Origin of the sequence: Rickettsia endosymbiont of Villa modesta, assembly GCF_964026485.1 — a bacterium.
GTDB lineage: Bacteria > Pseudomonadota > Alphaproteobacteria > Rickettsiales > Rickettsiaceae > Rickettsia > Rickettsia asembonensis.
The window spans coordinates 760,555-782,951 of the sequence record NZ_OZ032157.1 but is presented as its reverse complement, the minus strand read 5'-3'; the positions used below and the strand labels follow the sequence as shown (position 1 = coordinate 782,951).

Here is a 22,397-nt window from a genome sequence, read left to right as displayed (position 1 = left end):
ATTCTTCTTTTTCTACTGATGTTAATTTTCTATAAATCCATTCTTACTTAATAACACTTGCTGACTTCTTTGACAATTTTTCATTTACTAGAGGTATATATCTTAATTTCATGGGCATCTAATCTTTTGTTTACCCCGGCATCTAGTAATTTAAAATTACTGTTTTTCTGGATTCCCGCTTTCGCGGGAATGACATCGGTAGTTTATGTTACTTATCAATTCTCCCCAAACACATAAAATAATTCACGTCTATATCATCGCTTAATTTCCATGCATTTTTAGCAGGATCATACACCAAGCCTTTCAGCTCTTTAATTTCAATGTCGGTATCCGTAAGCATTTCATAAATTTCCGACGGTTTTAGGAATTTGCTATAATCATGAGTGTTTTTAGGCACCCAACCTAAAACATATTCAGCAACTATTATTCCAAGTACATAAGCTTTTTTAGTACGGTTAATCGTAGAAATTATTGCCATACCGTTTGGCTTAATATGCCCCACCAAATTTAGTATAAATTGCTGCACGTTTTCTACATGCTCAATAACCTCAAGACAAATTACCACATCATATAGCTGGTCACTTTCTAATTCTTCTATAGTAGATTGTAAATAATTTATTTTTATGTCGTTTTCCTTAGCATAAGCAGTTGCCGTTTCAATATTACTTTGCAGAGCGTCAATGGCGGTAACATTAAAACCTTGAGCCGCTAGAGGTGTTGCAATTAACCCTCCACCGCAACCAACATCTAATATTTCTAATTTAGAAATATCATTGTAATGCGAGGTTATTTTCTCTATTATATATTCAAGGCGAATAGGGTTTATTCGGTGTAAGATATCGAACTCTCCGTCCTTATTCCACCAATTATGAGAAATTTTCTCAAATTTTTCTAATTCTTTTTTATCGATTGAAGACATAGTCTATGATATAGGTATTATATTATTGCAGTGTATGTCATTCCCGCGAAAGCGGGAATGACATGAGCATTATCCCACTATACAACAAACATATATAATATACTCAGATGACTTTAATAATACTAGCCTTAATTTTAATTAGCTGCATATTTGCTCCCCTTGGCTGCATTGCCCTATGGAAGAGATATATTTATTTTGGTGACGGGCTTGCTCATAGTAGTTTTTTAGCCGCTAGCATAAGCATTATAGCACATTTCCCATTAATATATTCAGGGATAATAGTTGCGATTCTTTTTTCATTTTTTGTGTTTATTTTTAAAAATAATTCTGAAAAAAATGCAGTTATTAATTTGATTTCTAGCTTTATGCTAGCTGTTGCTTTGGTTATTAATTATTTTACTTCTTTGCAGAATAATATAGTGAATTTGTTGTTTGGGGATATTTTATCCGTGTCTTTTAATGATTTGATTATACTGGGGGTAGTGCTAATAACTATTATAAGCTTTATAGTATATTTTTATAATCAAATTCTTCTTATAATCATAAATAGAGATATTGCAGTCATAAAAGGCTTAAAGGTTAATATTATTGAGCTAATATTTTTACTTCTTCTCTCATTATCGGTATTTTCTGCTATAAAGATTGTCGGTGCATTGATGGTAACCGCTGTTTTACTTATTCCTGCTATGATTGCACGGTTTGTAGCATATAGTCCCTCTCAGATGATTATAATATCAATTCTTATCTCTTTATTTATTAATTTTTGTGCTGCACTTAGTTCTTTCTATTTTGACTTACCTTTAACTCCATTGTTTATTATATTAGGTACGTTTATTTATGGTTTGTTGTATTTAAAGCGATTGTTATGAACAAAAATGAATTTACTGAATATGTCAAAGAATTGTTAGAACCATATGGTTCAGTAGCCGTTCGTGCAATGTTTGGTGGATATGGTATATATACCTCTAGTAAATGAAAAATTGTCAAAGAAGTCAGCAAGTGTTATTAAGTAAGAATGGATTTATAGAAAATTAACATCAGTAGAAAAAGAAGAATTAAAGCTTTACCATAGAAGCGAAAGGGATAAGAGGATTTGTGATAGAATCAAAGCTGTTCTCACGTATGATGATAGCTATAGTATTGATGAGATATCGAAAGTGTTATTACTGAGTGATGAAGGGATAAGAAAACATTTAATAGATTATCATAATGCTCAGAAGCTTAAGCCTGGAAATGGCGGTAGTGATAGTAACCTTACTAGACAGGAGGAAGCAGAGTTAATAGTTCATCTAGAAAATAATAATTATGTGTATGCTAGAGATATAGGTTTGTTCATAGAACGTCAATATGGAGTAATCTATACATTAGCTGGGGTAATCAAGCTGTTACACAGACTTGGTTTTAGTTATAAGAAACCTAAGTTAATGCCTGGAAAAATAGATTTAGCTAAGCAAGAGGAATTTAAGCTGCAATATAGTTTGCTAAAAAATAATTTAGCTAAAGATGAGTCTATTTATTTTATGGATAGTGTTCATCCTCAATACCAAACTCGAGCAAAATTTGGTTGGATTAGAAAGAATGTAGTTAAAACATTGCCAAGTTTCAGTGGTTGGAAGCGTAAACATATTATTGGTGCTATTAATCTTAAGGATTTAGAGGTAGTAACAACTGACAATCCTAAGGTTAATGGTGATTATATTATTGAATTTTTAAAGAAATTAGAAGCAAATAATCAAGATAAAAGTAAGATTTATTTGATATGCGATAATGCTGGATATCATAGGTCAAAAAAGGTAAAAGAATATCTACAATACAGTAAAATAGAGTTACTATTTTTGCCAGCATATAGTCCTAATTTGAATCCAATTGAACGACTGTGGAAATTTATGCATTCTGTTGTAAGTAACAATAAATTTTATGCGAATTTTGAGACATTTACTGATTCTATACGAATATTTTTTGAAAATATTGAAAAATATAAAAATAAAATTTCTTCATTGGTAAATGACAATTTTCAAACCATTGTGCCTAATCATTTTAACAACTCTTCATGTTGAAGAAGTATATAAGGGTGGTGTTATGATAGGAATTATTAAGAGCAATGAATTATATTTTAAGTCACACCTAAGCACTTATGAATATTTTCAATCTTTCGGTTCTGAGCCATTTGTATATCAAAGTAAAGGTAAACTTGTAACTTTATCATATTGGAAGGTGTTATCTGAAATTATGGAGGATCAAGAGTTATTAGGCAAGTGGTTTAAATTAGCTTTGAATGCCGCTATTAACAGTCAAAAGAAAAAATAAATGTTACCCTGTGACCCCTCCGGCGTTGTTGTGTGTAGAGTTTTTTTTCGTCATTGCGAGAAGACGCCATAGGGGTCGACGAAGCAATCTCAGGCAAGATTTCTGAGATTGCCACGCTCCTTGCAGTCGCTCGCAATGACGTTAGAATCTATCCACATTCTTCATAATCTCAAGATAGTCTATCTTACCACTTGCAAGCAGAGGTATTTCTGAATCGGTAATAATTACTTTCGGTAAATGTAGTAAAGAAATTTGAGCTTTAGATATAGTATCTGCAAAATTTTCTCTATTTATATCGGAACCGGTAGTAAGTAAAATAATTTTTTCTCCGTGTGTTTTATCGGCGATGGAAATAGCAGCGTGCAAGGAATCAGGAGCAATTTCGCTTGCAAGTTCTTCAATTTTTGTAAGAGATATTATTTCCCCCGCTATTTTAGCAAAGCGTTTTAAACGTCCTAAAATTGTTATATATCCTTCAGAATCTATTTTGACTATATCGCCGGTGTCATACCATTCTTTATAAGTACGGTGACCTTCTAAGTCCAAGTAACCAAGCATGATGTTAGGACCCCTAATGAATAAACGTCCCCCTTCATTTATTCCCTCTACTTTCTCAAGCTTATAATCAATTTTCGGTAATAATCTTCCTACCGTGCCTGCTTTATTATGCATAGGGGTATTGCAAGCTATAATAGATGAGGCTTCTGTAATCCCATATCCTTCAAAAATACGTATGCCGTATTTATTAAGCCAGAATTGTCTTGTAGATTCTTTTAATTTCTCGCTACCGGCAAATATATAGCGTAATGAGTAAAAATCATATGGGTGAGCATAATTAGCGTAACCGTTTAAAAAAGTATCGGTAGAAATTAATATAGTTGCTCCGATATCGTATATAACTTCAGGAATGCTGCGATAATTTAGTGGAGAAGGATATAGAAACAGCTTAATACCGTTTAAAGTTGTAATAATTGTACCACCAAGACCAAAGCAATGAAATAAAGGTAATGAGTTAAATACTATATCTTCAGGACTAAAAGGTACTTTAGCAGTTATTTGATATCTATTAGTTTGTAAATTTCTGTGAGATAGTAATACGGCTTTAGGTTCTCCTTCAGTGCCTGAAGTAAAAATTATCACTGCCGGTTTTTCGTCATCACGATTACGACAAAAATAATTGTAATAAGTTTGGGCAAAATAACTTCCTATTTTTGCTTTTAGTTTTAGAGCTGTACCAATCTGATTTTTAAAATCTTCTAAATATATTATTTTAATACCGAAATCTAATAAGTTAGTTATTAATTCATGTAAATTTGCTTTCTCGATAAATTGTTTTGAAGTGTAAACTACTTTAATTTGTGCAAGTTTACAGGAGTTAATAATAGTACTTATGCCGCTGCTCCAGTTAATTATAGCAGGAACATAACCGCTAGATTGCATGGCGTAAAAAGTAATTAACGTATTCGTGGTATTAGGCAACATTAAGCCTAAATTTCTGCCAAAGATATTATTCTTTTTGATTAAATCACCTAGGATAAAAGATTTTAATATTAAATCTCGATAAGTAACCGCATTATTTTCAAAATCATCAACTATTTTTTTCTTAAATCCATGAATTTTAGCAGCTTCTATAAGAGATGAGAATAAAGTATTTTTATAGTCTGAACTCTCAAACATCATGTCAGCCATGATATCATAAAGAGTCCTAGATATATAACTGCGTCGTTCTTGATTACTTGCAGCATCCATATTAATATTAGCGAATTTTACCGGCGGTAAAACGGTTATAGTAATTTTAGGAAATATTTTTCTTTTTAATATGTTTTTTAATTTTGATAAATGAGTAAATTGAGTACCGTCTATTCTAACCGGTAAAACGGTAGCACCGGCTTTATCGGCAATCATTCCCGGTCCTTCGTATATTTTCATTAAAGAGCCGGTAACGCTTATTCTACCTTCAGGGAAAATTGCTACTTTCTGATCTTTTTGTACTTCTTTTACTAAAGTCTTTATTGCCATTGGGTTACTTGGATCAACTGGCAAAGTTCTTGCCATACGTAAAAACGGTTTAATCCACCATATTTTTTGTATATCGGGACTAATTGCAAAAGTCATTTCTTCTCGTAAGTAAGTAGCAATTAGCGGCGGGTCGAGATATGAAATATGATTAGCGACAACTACTACTTTTTTACCGGCTTTTTGGAAATTTTCAAATCCTTTAACTTCAACCTTATACATAAGATCAAAACAGATTTGGAATATTCTTCGCAACAGCTTAAACGGAATAATTTTAACTTCAGGTATTAAGCGGTAAATATGTATAGTAACGATTATATTAGCTAGGCTAATAAATAATATAATCCAGGGTATAGTGAAATTTAGGTAAAATAATAAAGATAAAATAATTGTTGATCCCACCATGAAAATGGAATTAATGAGGTTATTAACGGCAATAATTCGGCTACGATGAGCAGGGTTTGCATAATGCTGTAATATAGCAAAAAGGGGAACGATATATAAACCGCCTATTGCTGCTAAGAAAAATAAATCTATAACTATTCGCCAATTATGTCTTTTTGATAAAAATACCAAAATACTTTTTAGCTGAGTAGGTTCATAGTTAACTGAGCTAATTCTACTTGCGAAGAATAAATCAATACCGAAAATACTAATGCCCAGGGCTGAAATAAATAGATATTTTACGGTAATCTCATCTTCAAATATTTTGCTACATAAAAACGAACCGACCCCAACACCAAGCGAGAAAACCGCTAAAAATAAGTTAGCAACATTCTCATCGGCTTTAAAAGTTATCTTAGCAAGTAAAGGTATTTGTGAAATTATAGCAGCTCCGATAAACCAAAACCATGAAATACCAAGTATAGCTAAATATATCTGTTTTTTTGCTTTGGCATATTTAATCATATTTATGCTTTCATCTATGATATTAAAATTTATTTTAATATCACGATTTGCATTTTTAGATTTTGGAGAGAAAAGGCTTGTAATGAAGCCGAGAAAGGCGATGGTAATTAAGGAATAAATTATAAAATTATTGCTGATTGTATAATAGCTGCTGATTATAGTACCGATAAAAATACCGATAAAAGTTCCGGCTTCAACAAAGCCGTTAGCTCCAAGTAGTTCGTCTTTAGTTAGGTGATCAGGTAATACGCTATATTTTATTGGACCAAAAAAAGTAGAGTGTATACCCATTAAGCAAATAGAACAGAACAGAATTAGCAGATTATTATGATGAAATCCATAAATTGCAAAGGCAATTATACCGATTTCACAAATCTTAATAATTTTAATAAGATTTGCACGTTCGTATTTATCGGCAATTTGTCCTGCTATGCTTGCGAATATTATGAAAGGTAGTACAAAAGTAGCATTAGCAATTAAAACGAGTAGATTATTATATTTACTTAAAGAACCAGTAATGCCGTAAGTTATAAGGATTACTAGAGCATTTTTTAATATATTATCATTAAGACAACCACATAACTGTACTATAAAATTTGGTAAAAATCGTCTATCTTTGAAAAGATATAATTTGTTTGTGTCCATATTATATTTAATATTTAAAATACCGATTTTGTTGGATTTTGATGTCATTGCTGCAAGGTGTTGGCTTTGCCCGCATGGCTTATTTATGTCATTCTTAGCTAAAAGCAGGAATCCAAAAAATAGTCTTAATATTGACAAAATAAACCTAAAAAAACAAGTTTTTTGTAGGTTTTACTGGATTCCTGCTTTTGCAGGAATGACATAGGACTCAAAACAAAATCTAAACTCCCCAAATATTAGCAATTTATATTAATATGTCAAATTGCATATAGATAAATACTTTTTAATGAGGATTATTTAAATCTTCATAATAATCGCACATTGCTTCTCTATTAGCAGGAATATTATTATTAGATTCCTCTATATCCTATTTGGGAATAAAAAGAGAAAAAATTTTACTAATTTTAATTATTACTTCATGTAAACTCACATTTATTCTCCTAAAAATTATTTTCTATTCTATCGCTCTTTATAGATATAAGGACCTAGTATCAATATTTTTCTTTATTATTCTTTTCTTTTTGTACTTTCTTTCTTCTTTGTAAATTCTTTTTTAAAGCAGTTGATAAGTTATTAAATTTAGCTGTCGGTTTGGCTTTTTTCGATGCTTCTTTGGTATCTTCGGTAGATGACATAAATAATTATCTTTTCACATTAGCATTATTATACTATATTATGGATATTTTGGAAATAAAACTATAAATAATCTATGAATCAAAGTAATATAATCTCTCCTGAGTTACTGGATGAGAGAAAAAATATTGCAAGGCAAGGGGGCGGTGAAGCTAAGATCAACGCACAACATCAAAAAGGTAAGTTAACTGCACGAGAACGCATAGAAGTATTATTAGATCCGAATAGCTTTACCGAAACAGGTATGTTCGTATCCCATAGATGCAATAATTTTGGGATGCAGGATAAAAAGTTTTTAGGTGACGGTGTTGTAACGGGACACGGTACGATAAACGGTAGGTTGGTATTTATTTATAGCCAAGATTTTACCGTACTTGGTGGCTCACTCGGTGAATATCATGCTAAGAAAATCTGCGATATTATCGATCAAGCTATAGCAACCGGTGCTCCCGTAATCGGTATTAACGACTCAGGGGGAGCAAGAATTCAAGAAGGTGTTGATGCTCTTGCCGGATACGGTGAATTATTTCAGCGTAATGTTTTAGCGTCTGGTGTTATCCCTCAAATTACCTTAATTATGGGACCTTGTGCCGGTGGTGCGGTATATTCCCCTGCCTTAACCGATTTTATATTCATGGTTAAGAATAGTTCTTATATGTTTGTAACCGGGCCCGATGTAGTAAAAACCGTTACGGGTGAAGAAGTAAGCCAAGAAAAGCTCGGGGGTGCTAGAATGCATACCACTAAAAGCGGTGTTGCCGATCTTGCATTCAATAATGATATAGAAGCATTGCTCGAAATTCGTAAGTTCTTTAATTTCCTTCCGTCATCCAATCGTAGTCCTCTTCCTGTTCGTTCGACTATTGATCCTGCCGATAGAGTCGATATGTCTCTTAGCACGTTAATACCTAACACTCCTAATAAGCCTTATGATATGAAAGAGCTTGTTGAACGTATCGTTGATGAGGGAGAATTTTTTGAACTACAACCTGATTTTGCTAAGAATATCATTATCGGCTTTGGTTATATGGAAGGTTATCCGGTAGGATTTGTGGCTAATCAGCCTTTGCATTTAGCAGGATGTTTAGATATAAACGCCTCAAGAAAAGCAGCAAGATTTATTAGATTTTGTGATGCTTTCAATATTCCTATAGTAAGCCTTGTTGATGTACCTGGATTTCTGCCTGGTACCTCCCAAGAGCATGACGGTATTATTAAACACGGAGCTAAGCTGTTATACGCGTATGCGGAAGCTACAGTGCCGAAGATTACCGTAATTACCCGTAAGGCTTATGGAGGTGCTTATATAGTTATGAACTCCAAGCATCTTAGAGGCGATATAAACTATGCTTGGTTTAATTCGGAAATCGCTGTTATGGGTGCAGAGGGAGCAGCCGAGATAATATTTAAGGAAGAATGTAAAGACCCTGAAGCTAAAAAACAAAAAATCGATGAATATAGAAAAGTAGTAACTTCGCCTTTTGTTGCGGCATCTAGGGGATATTTGGATGATATTATAAGACCGCAAAATACTAGATGGCGAATATGTAAGGCGTTAAATTTCCTGCGTACTAAAAAAGTAGAATTACCTTGGAAGAAGCATGATAATTTGCCGTTGTAATTGTTATTCCTGTGTGGATAAATCGTCATTGCGAGGAGCGAAGCGACGTGGCAATTTCGTGCCAAAGTCCTGAGATTGCTTCGTCAATTACCTTGTAATTTCCTCGCAATGACAAAAACTAAAATTATAACAAAAAACTATGAATAAACCATTATTTGATAAAATTTTAATTGCTAATCGTAGCGAGATTGCCGTTAGGATAATACGTACCTTAAAAAAGATGGGAATAAAGTCGGTTGCAGTATATTCTGAAGCAGATACAAACTCAATGTATGTGCAGCATGCAGATGAGGCTTATTATATAGGTGATTCCCCTGCAACGGAAAGTTATTTATCTATTAAAAATATTATTTCAGCGATTCGTGAAAGTGGCGCAAGTGCAGTACATCCGGGTTACGGTTTTTTATCGGAAAATCCAAATTTTGCCAATATTCTTAAAAGAGAAGGTGTGGTTTTAATAGGACCGAGTGCCGGAACTATTAAAAAAATGGGAGATAAAATTGAAGCAAAAAAGATAGCGATAGAAGCCGAAGTTAGCACCGTTCCGGGTTATATGGGAACTATAAACGATGTTAAGCAAGCGGTGGATATTGCTAAAGAGATTGGTTTCCCGGTAATAGTAAAAGCGGCTGCCGGCGGCGGCGGACGTGGTATGAGAGTAGTGAATAATCCTGCTGAAATGGCAAATGCTTTTGAGTCGGCAAAGCTTGAAGCAGCCAATAGTTTTAGTGACGATAGATTGTTTATTGAGAAGTTAATTCAAACTCCCCGTCATATCGAAATTCAACTAATTGCCGATCAATACGGCAATAGTGTATGTCTCGGAGAGCGTGAATGTTCAATACAGCGTCACCATCAAAAAGTAATCGAAGAAGCACCGAGTTCTTTTATTACTGAAGATATAAGGCAAGAAATGTATCGGCAGGTAATATCCTTATCTCAAAAAGTGGGATATTATTCGGCCGGTACCGTTGAGTTTATAGTAGATAGTAATAAAAATTTCTATTTTTTAGAAATGAATACTAGGTTGCAAGTCGAGCATCCTGTTACTGAGCTAATTACCGGTATAGATATCGTTGAAGAGATGATAAAAATCGCAGCCGGTGAGAAATTATCCTTTACACAAGATGACATAAAATTAAAAGGTTGGGCATTTGAATCACGAATTTGTGCCGAAAACCCAAGCCGAGGTTTCTTACCTTCTAGCGGTAGAATTATAGCTTATTCCGAACCTGCAAAGAGTCCTAATATCCGTATAGATACAGGAATTGGGCTTGGCGGTGAAGTAAGTATGTTTTATGATTCGATGATTGCAAAATTATGTACTTACGGTGAAACAAGAGAGCAGGCGATTGAGGTAATGCGTTCTGCTTTGAGTTCTTATATAATTAACGGTATTGCTCATAATATCAGTTTCTTAGAAGCTGTAATGCTACATCCACGCTTTGTTAGCGGCGATATTTCTACTGCCTTTATTCAAGAAGAATATCCTGACGGTTTTTCCGGAGCTAGTCTAACTTCAGAAGTAACTACCGTATTTTTAGCAACGGCTATTTTTATTTATATATCAGAGCAAAGACGTGCTTCTTTAATTTCCGGCAATATTAACAATCAAGCTAACAAAATAGGTACAAGATGGGTGGTAACTATCGATGATAAATTATTCCCCGTATTAATTACACCTGTTGAAAACGGCTATAATATACGTCACGAAAGCGATAGAATATATATTCGTAGTAACTGGAATTTAGGTAATGAACTTTTTACGGCTATAATTAACGGTAAAAAGACAAATGTAAAAATTGAGAATATCAGAACTGGTTATTTATTATCGCATGCCGGTATTAGCGTAAAAGCCTTTGTACGCTCTCCTCGTATATCAGAACTTGAAGCATTAATGGTCTCAAAAGTAGTGGTAGAAGAAAGCTCCGAACTACAAGCTCCTCTAAGCGGTCAGATTGCTGCGATAAAGGTGAAAGAAGGGCAGGAAGTGACGGCAGGACAAGAAATTATGATTTTAACTGCTATGAAAATGGAAAACCTGATTCTTGCCGAAAGAGACGGAAAAATAGCTAAAATTTTTGTTAATGAAAAGGATAATGTTGTAAGAGGACAGATATTATTAGAATTTGCATAGAGTAGTTGATGTCATTTAGTTTATGTCATTCCTGCTTTCGCAGGAATGACATAAGTGTCCACGCAACAACGCCTTCTTGCAAGGACGGAAAAGCCTATCCATGCAACAATAGAAAGCAGTTTACTATATTCATTTATTCAGACATATCCATTAAGTCACAATTTTCTCCTAAAATACTAAAGTTAGTATCTTTCTCAAGACATAAAATATTAAAGCTAGTTTCTTCTTCGAGAATATATTTCATTAAGTTAAAACTTTCTTCAATACCTGAAATCTTTGATTTGTCTACTTTATCAGCCATTTCTATAGCTTCAGCATATTTATCTAGATTGTAAAAAGAACTACCGCAATTAAATAAAGCACTTTGATAGAGTGAGAAATGGTTATCAGAGATCTGACTATAATATTTTATGGCTTCTATAAATTTCCCTTGTTGAAAGTAACACTCTCCTATATTAAACAGAGCATAAGGATAAGATGTGCTACTTTTATCTATTTTGCTATAAGCTTCTATAGCTTCTTTATATTGGTCATTCTTAAAATAATTATTTCCTTTCGTAAGATTTGGATTAGCCATGGTTCCTCCGTATTTTAATTAGATTTTTTTATAAAAAAGTATATATTACCATGAAATATGATTCCCATGTTTCATGGTAATATATATGTATACCTCTAGTAAATGAAAAATTGTCAAAGAAGTCAGCAAGCGTTATTAAGTAAGAATGGATTTATAGAAAATTAACATCAGTAGAAAAAGAAGAATTAAAGCTTTACCATAGAAGCGAAAGGGATAAGAGGATTTGTGATAGAATCAAAGCTGTTTTCATGTATGATGATAGCTATAGTATTGATGAGATATCGAAAGTGTTATTACTGAGTGATGGGGAGGGATAAGAAAACATTTAATAGATTATCATAATGCTCAGAAGCTTAAGCCTGGAAATGGCGGTAGTGATAGTAACCTTACTAGACAGGAGGAAGCAGAGTTAATAGTTCATCTAGAAAATAATAATTATGTGTATGCTAGAGATATAGGTTTGTTCATAGAACGTCAATATGGAGTAATCTATACATTAGCTGGGGTAATCAAGCTGTTACACAGACTTGGTTTTAGTTATAAGAAACTTAAGTTAATTCCTGGAAAAATAGATTTAGCTAAGCAAGAGGAATTTAAGCTGCAATATAGTTTGCTAAAAAATAATTTAGCTAAAGATGAGTCTATTTATTTTATGGATAGTGTTCATCCTCAATACCAAACTCGAGCAAGATTTGGTTGGATTAGAAAGAATGTAGTTAAAACATTACCAAGTTTCAGTGGTTGGAAGCGTAAACATATTATTGGTGCTATTAATCTTAAGGATTTAGAGGTAGTAACAACTGACAATCCTAAGGTTAATGGTGATTATATTATTGAATTTTTAAAGAAATTAGAAGCAAATAATCAAGATAAAAGTAAGATTTATTTGATATGCGATAATGCTGGATATCATAGGTCAAAAAAGGTAAAAGAATATCTACAATACAGTAAAATAGAGTTACTATTTTTGCCAGCATATAGTCCTAATTTGAATCCAATTGAACGACTGTGGAAATTTATGCATTCTGTTGTAAGTAACAATAAATTTTATGCGAATTTTGAGACATTTACTGATTCTATACGAATATTTTTTGAAAATATTGAAAAATATAAAAATAAAATTTCTTCATTGGTAAATGACAATTTTCAAACCATTGTGCCTAATCATTTTAACAACTCTTCATGTTGAAGAAGTATATTGGTATTGCCAAAAATCAATTCTCGGAATTTATGAATGCTATATGTTTTAATTTGAAACGCTTAACCGTTTTAACGGCTAGCTAATATTATAATGGATAACGCATAGATAATAACAAAATCTCCACTGATTTTTACTAATTTTGTATATATACTTCTTTTACCTGAAGAATTGGTAGTATTAGATATTAATTATCCATAAGAACATTGATTATTCGCTCATCTAAATATTCATTTTCCAACTTTTCAAGTTAAAGAAGTATATATCTAATAAATGTGCAAGAGGTTTTTTATTTGATGTTATTTCTAACTAAAATCAGTAATCCAGAAAAACAACTAAAAATACTAATTTTATTAGTATTTTTAACTGGATTCCGTGAATAAATCGGTGTTGCTGCATGGATACTCGAATCGTCATTGCGAGGAGCGAAGCGACGTGGCAATCCAGAAAAATAATTAAAAAAATTCTGTAAATCAGAATTTTTTACTGGATTGCTTCGTCGAATTACTGCGTAATTCTTCTCGCAATGACGGAAAAGCAGGTCCACGCAACAATGCCTCCTCGCAATGACGAATTGGTTATCTACTCAACAATACTTCCCTGTCTCTGTATGAATAACATTATTCAAGTTCAGAATGAAATATATCTTTTAGATTTTTTATATCACCGGTTAAGGGAGTTTCTTCATCCAGCTCCTTAAGTTCCTTAAGCGAGAAAGTACGAAATATACCTGATTTAGAAGGAGTATGTTCTAACCTAGAGCCTGTTTTTGTTGATTTAGGTGCAGCTTTGTCAAAATCCGAAACATAGACCTCGTCTTCTACTATAGTATGTGTATTTATTGGAATTTTCTTTCCGTTAGAATAATCGTCTAACAGTGCTTTAATTTCTGTAAAATTTTGTAAATCTTGATTCAGTTGTTTTTTGAATTTAGAAAATTTTTGCTTTATTTGTTCTGATGATAAATCCTTATATCCATCATAATGTGATGCTATACTTGTTTTTAATATCCTCTCTAATATACTTCTTCAACATGAAGAGTTGTTAAAATGATTAGGCACAATGGTTTGAAAATTGTCATTTACCAATGAAGAAATTTTATTTTTATATTTTTCAATATTTTCAAAAAATATTCGTATAGAATCAGTAAATGTCTCAAAATTCGCATAAAATTTATTGTTACTTACAACAGAATGCATAAATTTCCACAGTCGTTCAATTGGATTCAAATTAGGACTATATGCTGGCAAAAATAGTAACTCTATTTTACTGTATTGTAGATATTCTTTTACCTTTTTTGACCTATGATATCCAGCATTATCGCATATCAAATAAATCTTACTTTTATCTTGATTATTTGCTTCTAATTTCTTTAAAAATTCAATAATATAATCACCATTAACCTTAGGATTGTCAGTTGTTACTACCTCTAAATCCTTAAGATTAATAGCACCAATAATATGTTTACGCTTCCAACCACTGAAACTTGGTAATGTTTTAACTACATTCTTTCTAATCCAACCAAATCTTGCTCGAGTTTGGTATTGAGGATGAACACTATCCATAAAATAAATAGACTCATCTTTAGCTAAATTATTTTTTAGCAAACTATATTGCAGCTTAAATTCCTCTTGCTTAGCTAAATCTATTTTTCCAGGAATTAACTTAGGTTTCTGATAACTAAAACCAAGTCTGTGTAACAGCTTGATTACCCCAGCTAATGTATAGATTACTCCATATTGACGTTCTATGAACAAACCTATATCTCTAGCATACACATAATTATTATTTTCTAGATGAACTATTAACTCTGCTTCCTCCTGTCTAGTAAGTTTACTATCACTACCGCCATTTCCAGGCTTAAGCTTCTGAGCATTATGATAATCTATTAAATGTTTTCTTATCCCTCCCCATCACTCAGTAATAACACTTTCGATATCTCATCAATACTATAGCTATCATCATACATGAAAACAGCTTTGATTCTATCACAAATCCTCTTATCCCTTTCGCTTCTATGGTAAAGCTTTAATTCTTCTTTTTCTACTGATGTTAATTTTCTATAAATCCATTCTTACTTAATAACACTTGCTGACTTCTTTGACAATTTTTCATTTACTAGAGGTATATTAACAATTTGTTGTGTAATTTTTGCTATATTAGCTATTTTAAAAATCCAAGAATATTGTAAAAATAGTAAAAAAACTTTAGACCAAGATAATGATAACACTTATATGCCAATGGAGCTATTAAGTAAAAAAGAAATAAGTTTATAGAGCATCAAGATAATATATATCAATATAATCCTGATAAAGATATTTATGAAAAATATAGTACTACCATTTTAGGTTCTGCATCTGAAGTTTAAATTAATTATAGTATATTAAAAAATAATAACCTATAGTGAATGTCATTTAAAAACTAAACCTAATTTATGCTTAAAATACCTATAGATAATGTTATCGTATTCATATACCTAATATCTATTCTACTTATTGGTATATATTACCGAGCTAAACATAGTAGTTTTAAGAACTATGCAAATGTTGAAAGTAAAGCGAAAAATAGTAAGCTGTTATTAATAGCTACAATATTTGCAAGTTCTGTCGGAGGTGCTACCACTTTCGGCATTATGGAAAAGGTTTTTTTAGGACACGAATATTATGCTTATGCTTTGATGCTTACAATACCTATAGATATATTAATTGCGATCTATATAGTGCCTTTAATTGCCAAACATTACGGAGCTGAAAGCATCGGCGATATCCTGAGTACATATTACGGTAACATCGGTCGTTTTACCGGCGGTGTTAGCTCAGTCATTGTTTCAGTAGGGTTTTTGGCTGCTCAAATAAGCGTAAGCGGCTATATTTTTCAATATATCTTAGAAATAAATTATGTAAATGGGGTAATTTTAAGTTATAGTATAGTACTTATATATACTACAATCGGCGGCTTACAATCTATTGTTTTTACTAATTCACTACAATTTTTGGCAATGATAATCGCTATACCGACCATAACTTTTATCAGTTTAAATAAAATCGGTTTTGTAGATTTTATTAATAACCTACCTACGGAAAATGCAAATTTTGATCAGAGCAACCTACTTTCTTATACGATTGCAGCAGCTTTAAGCTTTAGCGTCATGAATCTATATCCTACATTTATTCAAAGAGCTTTAATTAATAAAAATCCTACGCAAACAACTAAAGCAATATATGCAAAATCCGCTATATATTTTTTCTTCTTGATTTGCATTACTTTAAACGGTTTAATTGCTTATAAGCTTTATCCAAACCAACCGTCAAATTTAGTATTACCTTATTTAATCAACCAAATTATTCCGCCTTTAATTCAAGGGGTAGTAATGAGCGGACTCTTAGCTGCCGTTATGTCTACTGCCGATTCTGATTTAAACGTTACTTCTATAGCTCTCGTTAAGGACATAATTAACCCTATACTTAAAGTAAAAAATCAGCATAAATTATTATTAATTGCCCGAATTATTAACATTATAATAGGGAGTTTTGCAATAATTGTAGCTTTAAGATTTAGTAATGTAATTGACTTAGTAGTGTTCTTTACCGGCTTTTGGGGACCGGTAATATTAGTGCCGTTAATAACAACGCTTTTCGGCATTAGAACATCTAAAACCGTAATGGTTTTATCATCACTTGGCGGAGCAACTGCTTTTTTAACGTGGGAATATTATTCTTTATCGTTGCAATATTTCAACCTTAGAGGGGTGTTTATAGGAACAATGGTAAGTCTGATGATATACTTCTTTTACCTGAAGAATTGGTAGTATTAGATATTAATTATCCATAAGAACATTGATTATTCGCTCATCTAAATATTCATTTTCCAACTTTTCAAGTTAAAGAAGTATATTAGTAGTATTATCTTTCATAAATGCATGATAGGGGACGGAAGTAAATAGCTTGTTGCCAATATTAAACAAATAAGCAAAGGAAGTTAGGTTGATAACTTCCGAGTGACCTGAGCGGAGTAGTGATACATTCAAATTGTGGCATGATTAACCTTTATTTATGTTCAAAATAGTAATCATTAATAAAAATTAATAAATCAATATTTTTTTATATATTAAGCTTTAATTGTATGTACGAAATATTTAGATATGTAAGTATCGCAAGTTAATAGGGTTAAACCTTCTACTATTGCTTGGGCTATCAATAGTCTATCAAATGGGTCCTTATGATATAAAGGTAAATTTGCAATATAAGTGCTATGTGCTATAGAAATCGGTAATTTTTGAAATTCATTAGCCTCAATGGCTTTTTCTAGATCATTTGGAGCTTCTAGTTTTCCTAAAGATTTTTTAATAGTAATCTCCCATGTGTTTACACTGCTTACGAAAATTATATTATCGGGATTAGCTATAATCTCTGCTATTTTATACGGCAGAGTTTTATCATTATTTAGCCACTGCAATAAAATATGTGTATCTAATAAATATTTCATCTGAGACAGTTACTTAAAAAAATCCATAAAATCATCGGGTAGGTCATCAAAATCCTCTTTTACAACAACTTTACCTTCCCAATATCCGGGTTTACGCCGTTGCTTCTTAGGATTATATTGGACAAGTTTAACGGTAGGCTTGCCTGATTTACATATAATTATTTCTTCGCCGTTTGCAGCTAATTTTATTAATTCGGATAAATGAGTTTTTGCATTATGAATGTTAACTATTTGCATTTTAAACTTTTTAACTGATTTAAACTAACTTAGTCTAGTCCGATTCAAAGTATATGTCAAGATTTTAAATGCTAAGAAGCTTCTTCATGTACTTCACCGGTTAATTCAAGGTCGTGTTTGGAATTGGAAAGAGAAGTAGGGGTTAGAGTATAGCTACGTCTACTCTAATAAGCCAACATTCGGATATCATATTTGCAGCATCGAAAGAATGTCCTGTTGTTAGGGCTGCGTTCGTTTCTATGTTTCTATCTTTAGCCATAAAATTATTATAATTATTTACCTTAAGTAAATATATTAAATAATATGAAGTTGTAAAGTAAGAATCACTTACAAAAAATCCATAAAATCATCGGGCTAAGCTTTGTTGTGTGGCTTGATGTCATTCCCGCGTAGGCGGGAATCCATAATAAAGCGAGATAAATCGAGCTTTTAATTTAACAAATTTACTGTATTTATAATTTTTTTCTAGATTCCCGCTTTCGTGGGAATGACATAAGAGCTACGCAACAAGACCGATTTATTCAGGAGATATAGAGGAAAATAAAAGATTGGATCCCGTGGTCAAGCCACGGGATGCCATCTTAATAATTTAACCCCTGCTTGTTAAAAATCCTTGACTCCTTGATATTCCTATAATATCCTATAAATTACCATAAAATCCCAAATTAACCCAAATTATACCAATGAATGTATTTTTATCTAAGTATGTAAATGGTGTTGATAAAAAGAGTAGGGTGTCAGTGCCGGCGAATTACCGTGCGGTACTAGGGAAAGAATTATTTAACGGTGTAATTGCTTATCCGTCAATTAGGAATAATTGTATAGAGGCGTGCGGTATTTCGCATATTGAGAAATTAAGACAGATGATTGAAACTCTTGATCCTTATTCCGAGGAGCGTGATGCCTTTGAGACTATGATATTCGGGGAAGCCGTGCAGCTTTCGTTTGATGGGGAGGGAAGAGTTATATTGCCGCAATCTTTAATGAAGCATGCAGGGATTGAGGAGCAAGCATGTTTTGTAGGTAAAGGGGTGATTTTTGAGATTTGGCAGCCGCAAAATTTTGAGAAATATTTAAGTTCAGCTCAAAAAATTGCTCATGAAAAGCGGTTAACTCTAAGGAATGCAAATTGATGCAGCAGCCACATATACCGGTAATGCTAAATGAAATGCTGGCAAATTTAGCTCCAAAAGATGGTGAGTTTTATTTAGATTGTACGTTCGGAGCAGGAGGATATAGCAAAGCAATATTAGAAAGCTGTGACTGTTATATCACAGCTTTGGACCGTGATCCGAATGTGATTAAAAGAGCCGAGGAAATTAAGCAAAATTACGGTGAGAGATTTGATTTTATAGAAACGAATTTTGCGGATAGTTTTGCAAAGCTTAAGGAAAAAAAATTTGATGGAGTAGTGCTGGATTTAGGCGTTTCATCAATGCAGTTAGATATAGCAGATAGAGGATTTTCGTTTTTACATGATGGACCGCTTGATATGCGTATGAGTGGGCAGGGGCTTAGTGCCGAGGAGTTTGTAAATACGGCAGAAGAAAAAGAGCTAGCCGATGTAATTTATAAATACGGTGATGAGAGCTTTGCACGAAGAATTGCTAAGAGAATTGTAGAATATAGAAAAACGGCGAGAATTGATAGTACCGGTAAGTTAGCCGAGATTGTTAGAAGTAGTATAGGATTTAGAAAAGGCAAAATTGATCCTGCGACTAAAACCTTTCAAGCTATTAGGATTTATATAAACGATGAGCTTAGAGAGTTAGAAAGATTTTTAGAAAATGTGCAGAATATATTAAAGAAAGACGGACGTTTAGTTGTGGTGTCTTTTCACTCTTTAGAAGACAGGATAGTTAAGAATTTCTTTAAAGAAAATTCAGAAAAGCCGGTAGCAAGGTCAAAATATGCTAAAGAAGATATAGCAATTGATCCGGATAAATGGCTTAAGATTATTACTAATAAAGCTCTAGCACCGTCAGATAAAGAAGTAGGGATAAATATTAGAGCAAGGTCGGCAAAACTTCGAGCCGCAAAAAAGATACTATAGCCTATGTCATTGTTGCATGGCTTGATTTATGTCATTCCCGCGAGGCATTGTTGCGTGGATACTGAATGTCGTCATTGCGAGGAAAAACTGTAAGTTTTGATGAAGCAAGGAAGAAAAAAATTCTGATTTACAGAATTTTTTTATTATTTTTCTGGATTGCCACGTCGCTTCGCTCCTCGCGATGACGATTTGGGTATCCATGCAACAAAGCCTTTCCGCGAAGGCGGGAATCCAGTTCTTTGTCATACCGCGACTTGGTCGCGGTATCTAATTTATTATTTTTAGATCCCGTGGTCAAGCCACGGGATGACAGAGGCGAAATTGATCCAGGCGGGCATGATATCGAATGCTTTTAAAAAATTGTCTAAGTATTATAGGAAATACAAGAGTAATTTAGTTATGACTATAAGAAAGTTTCACTATTTAACATTATTGATAACAATTATAGCAATATGTAGTTTGTTTAGCATAAAAGAGCGAGTCTCAACCCTTGATTATCAATTAAGTAGCGTTGTAAAACAGATAAATAGTGAGAATAATAATATTCATATTTTAAAAGCAGAGCAAGCTTATCTACTTTTGCCGGCTAGATTGGAAAAACTTGCGGCAGCTTATTTAAAATTAGAAACAGTTAAATCTTATCAAATGATAAAAGATCCGTTAGGACCAAATATCGATCAAAATATTAAATTTAATCATAATATTAGTATTTCAAAGAGTAGTAAATGGCGTTACAAAAGAATTACGAATAATAAGTATATACAAACTGTTTCGAGTAGAGTGAAGTGATTGTCATTCCGCGACTTGATCGCGGAATCCAAAAAATTAATATTTATACATAGATTCCGCGATCAAGTCGCGGAATGACAACTTATTGTATGAAACAAATTTTAGAAAAATGGAAACCAGCAATTAAAAGTTTGATAATTTGGAATGTTTGTAGTAAAAATACAAAAATCCGATTATTAATGGTTATTTGTGGCTTTTCTTTTCTTTTTTGCACTTTGTCTTACAGATTGATAATCGTTGCTACGAATGTTTACGATAAAAATATTAATTCCTTTAAAAAAAATCATCAATTTAGAAAAGAAATAATTGACCGAAACGGTAATTTATTAGCAGTTAACCTACCTTCTGCGTCATTATTCGCTAATCCACAAATAGTTCTCGATCCTGAAACTTCCGTAAAAAAGCTAGCAGAAATTCTACCTGATATTAATAAAGCTAAATTACTTGCGGAACTTAAGTCAAATAAAAGCTTTATATGGGTAAAAAGAGATTTATTACCTAGTCAGCAGGAAAAAATAACTAGCCTTGGATTACTTGGTTTTGAATTTGAAGAAGAGCAGAAACGAATTTATACTTTTTCTAATTTATTGTCGCATGTTGTCGGTTATGTAGGTAGAGATTCGGTAGGGCTTAGTGGTTTAGAACTCGCTTACGATAAATATTTAACTAATTCTGATTATGAATTAAACGAACCAAAGAATCAGAAAGAACCACTTCAATTATCTATTGATATCAGATTACAAAGTATTTTAAGTGAAGAGATTGATAAAACTTTAAAGCAATTTAAGGCCATAGGAGCAGTAGGCATTATTGCCGATCCAAATAATGGTGAGATTTTAGCATTAGTAAATAAGCCTGATTTCGATCCTCATCATCCGAGTTTAGCCAAACCGGAAGAGCTATTTAATATAGCAAGTCTTGGCATTTATGAAATGGGTTCGGTGTTTAAGGCATTAACTATGGCAGTCGGTTTTGATACCGGTGCAATAAATATGAATGATGCTTATGATATAAGCTATATGAAAGTAGGAGGATTCCAGCTTAAGGATTATACACCAAGGCAAGGGTGGCATAGTGTGCCTGAGATTTTTCTATATTCTTCAAATATTGGCACAAGTCAAATTATGCTTGAAATCGGTAAAAGCAATTTTAAAAAATACTTAAAGAAATTAGGTCTATTAGATCAGTTACAAATAGAATTACCTGAACGAGGTACTCCGTTATTTCCTTCCGAGAAAAGATGGAATGAGTTAACTAGTGTTACTATGTCGTACGGCTACGGCATTTCAATTAGCCCTTTGCATTTTGTTAGAGCAATGTTACCGGTTGTTAACGGCGGTACTTTATATGATCTTACTTTATTAAAAAGCAAGGATGAAAAAGTAATAGGTACAAAAGTTTTTAGTGAAAACACCTCTACCCAAATGAAGAAATTATTTAGATCGGTAGTAAGAGAAGGTAACGGTAAAAGAGCAGAGGTCAAAGGCTATCTTATCGGCGGTAAGACCGGTACGGCAGAAAAGCTTTCCCAAGGTGCAGGGGGGAAAAAGAAATATCTAAAAAATAGTAGAGCTTCATCGTTTTTAGGAGTGCTACCTGCATCTAACCCGCAATATGTTATTTTTATTAGGTTTGATGAGCCGAAACCGACTAAAGAAAGCTTTGGCTTTGCAACGGCAAGCTGGACGGCTGCCCCTACTGCCGGTAGAGTTTTTGAGCGTATGATATCTTTATATGGTTTAGAGCCGATAGAACAAAGTGAAGAAGAAAGTTGAAAATTAAAAATATTACTTAATAACTATAGATTTTGTAATTGCGAGGAGGCATTGTTGCGTGGATACTGATGTCATGCCCGCGAAAGCGGGAATGAC

Annotated in this window: 18 protein-coding genes and 3 pseudogenes; 14 read left to right on the top strand and 7 right to left on the bottom strand. The window is 32.8% G+C overall.

What is annotated here, in order from left to right; genetic code table 11:
* Positions 1–208 precede the first annotated feature (208 nt).
* The gene (gene ubiG / locus AC5584_RS04455; protein WP_499216003.1) at positions 209–919 is read right to left on the bottom strand and encodes a bifunctional 2-polyprenyl-6-hydroxyphenol methylase/3-demethylubiquinol 3-O-methyltransferase UbiG; all 711 of its coding nucleotides are present in this window, start codon (positions 917–919) and stop codon (positions 209–211) included.
* A 107-nt stretch (positions 920–1,026) separates the two neighbouring features.
* Between ubiG and AC5584_RS04450 the strand changes: the two genes are divergently transcribed.
* From AC5584_RS04450 to AC5584_RS04435, 4 genes and pseudogenes are all read left to right on the top strand, one after another.
* Positions 1,027–1,788, top strand: coding sequence for a metal ABC transporter permease (locus AC5584_RS04450; protein WP_040256055.1), 762 nt, complete (start codon positions 1,027–1,029; stop codon positions 1,786–1,788).
* A pseudogene (locus AC5584_RS04445) lies at positions 1,785–1,880 on the top strand (TfoX/Sxy family protein); the annotation flags it as partial. The gene AC5584_RS04450 and the pseudogene AC5584_RS04445, both read left to right, overlap by 4 nt.
* Positions 1,881–1,938: 58 nt before the next feature.
* Positions 1,939–2,976, top strand: coding sequence for an IS630 family transposase (locus AC5584_RS04440; protein WP_499216966.1), 1,038 nt, complete (start codon positions 1,939–1,941; stop codon positions 2,974–2,976).
* A 4-nt stretch (positions 2,977–2,980) separates the two neighbouring features.
* Positions 2,981–3,226: pseudogene (locus tag AC5584_RS04435) on the top strand (TfoX/Sxy family protein); the annotation flags it as partial.
* Between the two features lie 141 nt (positions 3,227–3,367).
* Here AC5584_RS04435 and AC5584_RS04430 read toward each other — a convergent pair.
* Together AC5584_RS04430 and AC5584_RS04425 are read right to left on the bottom strand one after the other, a co-directional pair.
* Entirely contained in the window at positions 3,368–6,796 is a 3,429-nt protein-coding gene (locus tag AC5584_RS04430) for an acyl-[ACP]--phospholipid O-acyltransferase (protein ID WP_499216965.1), read from the bottom strand.
* A gap of 491 nt (positions 6,797–7,287) precedes the next feature.
* Positions 7,288–7,431: a hypothetical protein gene (locus tag AC5584_RS04425; protein WP_187145856.1), complete on the bottom strand. Its 144-nt coding sequence runs from the start codon at positions 7,429–7,431 to the stop codon at positions 7,288–7,290.
* A gap of 74 nt (positions 7,432–7,505) precedes the next feature.
* Between AC5584_RS04425 and AC5584_RS04420 the strand changes: the two genes are divergently transcribed.
* Both AC5584_RS04420 and AC5584_RS04415 read left to right on the top strand, forming a co-directional pair.
* Positions 7,506–9,050, top strand: coding sequence for an acyl-CoA carboxylase subunit beta (locus AC5584_RS04420; RefSeq protein WP_499216002.1), 1,545 nt, complete (start codon positions 7,506–7,508; stop codon positions 9,048–9,050).
* A 139-nt stretch (positions 9,051–9,189) separates the two neighbouring features.
* Positions 9,190–11,187, top strand: a complete 1,998-nt coding sequence (locus AC5584_RS04415; protein WP_499216001.1) for an acetyl-CoA carboxylase biotin carboxylase subunit — start codon at positions 9,190–9,192, stop codon at positions 11,185–11,187.
* A 133-nt stretch (positions 11,188–11,320) separates the two neighbouring features.
* Here the strand turns inward: AC5584_RS04415 and AC5584_RS04410 are convergent, their stop codons facing one another.
* Complete coding sequence (locus AC5584_RS04410; RefSeq protein WP_499216000.1) at positions 11,321–11,764, bottom strand: tetratricopeptide repeat protein; 444 nt, start codon at positions 11,762–11,764, stop codon at positions 11,321–11,323.
* 313 nt (positions 11,765–12,077) lie between these two features.
* Between AC5584_RS04410 and AC5584_RS04405 the strand changes: the two genes are divergently transcribed.
* Both AC5584_RS04405 and AC5584_RS04400 read left to right on the top strand, forming a co-directional pair.
* On the top strand, positions 12,078–12,953 hold the full coding sequence (locus tag AC5584_RS04405; protein WP_499216964.1) for an IS630 family transposase: 876 nt from the start codon (positions 12,078–12,080) through the stop codon (positions 12,951–12,953).
* Between the two features lie 406 nt (positions 12,954–13,359).
* A pseudogene (locus AC5584_RS04400) lies at positions 13,360–13,499 on the top strand (zinc ABC transporter substrate-binding protein); the annotation flags it as partial.
* Between the two features lie 491 nt (positions 13,500–13,990).
* Here the strand turns inward: AC5584_RS04400 and AC5584_RS04395 are convergent.
* A complete protein-coding gene (locus AC5584_RS04395; RefSeq protein ID WP_499216963.1) occupies positions 13,991–14,851 on the bottom strand; it encodes an IS630 family transposase in 861 nt (286 codons plus the stop codon).
* A 545-nt stretch (positions 14,852–15,396) separates the two neighbouring features.
* On the opposite strand from AC5584_RS04395, the gene AC5584_RS04390 reads away from it, so the two are divergent.
* The gene (locus tag AC5584_RS04390; protein ID WP_499215999.1) at positions 15,397–16,770 is read left to right on the top strand and encodes a sodium:solute symporter family protein; all 1,374 of its coding nucleotides are present in this window, start codon (positions 15,397–15,399) and stop codon (positions 16,768–16,770) included.
* A 299-nt stretch (positions 16,771–17,069) separates the two neighbouring features.
* Here AC5584_RS04390 and AC5584_RS04385 read toward each other — a convergent pair whose 3' ends face one another.
* The gene (locus AC5584_RS04385; protein ID WP_499162091.1) at positions 17,070–17,447 is read right to left on the bottom strand and encodes a type II toxin-antitoxin system VapC family toxin; all 378 of its coding nucleotides are present in this window, start codon (positions 17,445–17,447) and stop codon (positions 17,070–17,072) included.
* Between the two features lie 9 nt (positions 17,448–17,456).
* On the bottom strand, positions 17,457–17,684 hold the full coding sequence (locus AC5584_RS04380) for a type II toxin-antitoxin system Phd/YefM family antitoxin (RefSeq protein WP_045813176.1): 228 nt from the start codon (positions 17,682–17,684) through the stop codon (positions 17,457–17,459).
* Positions 17,685–18,367: 683 nt separating this feature from the next.
* Between AC5584_RS04380 and mraZ the strand changes: the two genes are divergently transcribed.
* The 5 genes from mraZ (at position 18,368) to AC5584_RS04355 (ending at position 22,301) form a co-directional block, all read left to right on the top strand.
* On the top strand, positions 18,368–18,817 hold the full coding sequence (gene mraZ / locus AC5584_RS04375; RefSeq protein WP_410527496.1) for a division/cell wall cluster transcriptional repressor MraZ: 450 nt from the start codon (positions 18,368–18,370) through the stop codon (positions 18,815–18,817).
* A complete protein-coding gene (rsmH, locus tag AC5584_RS04370; RefSeq protein WP_499215998.1) occupies positions 18,817–19,737 on the top strand; it encodes a 16S rRNA (cytosine(1402)-N(4))-methyltransferase RsmH in 921 nt (306 codons plus the stop codon). The genes mraZ and rsmH overlap by 1 nt, the downstream gene beginning before the upstream one ends.
* Positions 19,738–19,976: 239 nt before the next feature.
* Positions 19,977–20,093: a palindromic element RPE4 domain-containing protein gene (locus AC5584_RS04365; protein WP_499215997.1), complete on the top strand. Its 117-nt coding sequence runs from the start codon at positions 19,977–19,979 to the stop codon at positions 20,091–20,093.
* A 43-nt stretch (positions 20,094–20,136) separates the two neighbouring features.
* A complete protein-coding gene (ftsL, locus tag AC5584_RS04360) occupies positions 20,137–20,526 on the top strand; it encodes a cell division protein FtsL (protein ID WP_410527492.1) in 390 nt (129 codons plus the stop codon).
* An 89-nt stretch (positions 20,527–20,615) separates the two neighbouring features.
* Positions 20,616–22,301: a peptidoglycan D,D-transpeptidase FtsI family protein gene (locus tag AC5584_RS04355; RefSeq protein WP_499215996.1), complete on the top strand. Its 1,686-nt coding sequence runs from the start codon at positions 20,616–20,618 to the stop codon at positions 22,299–22,301.
* The last annotated feature ends 96 nt before the right edge of the window (positions 22,302–22,397 follow it).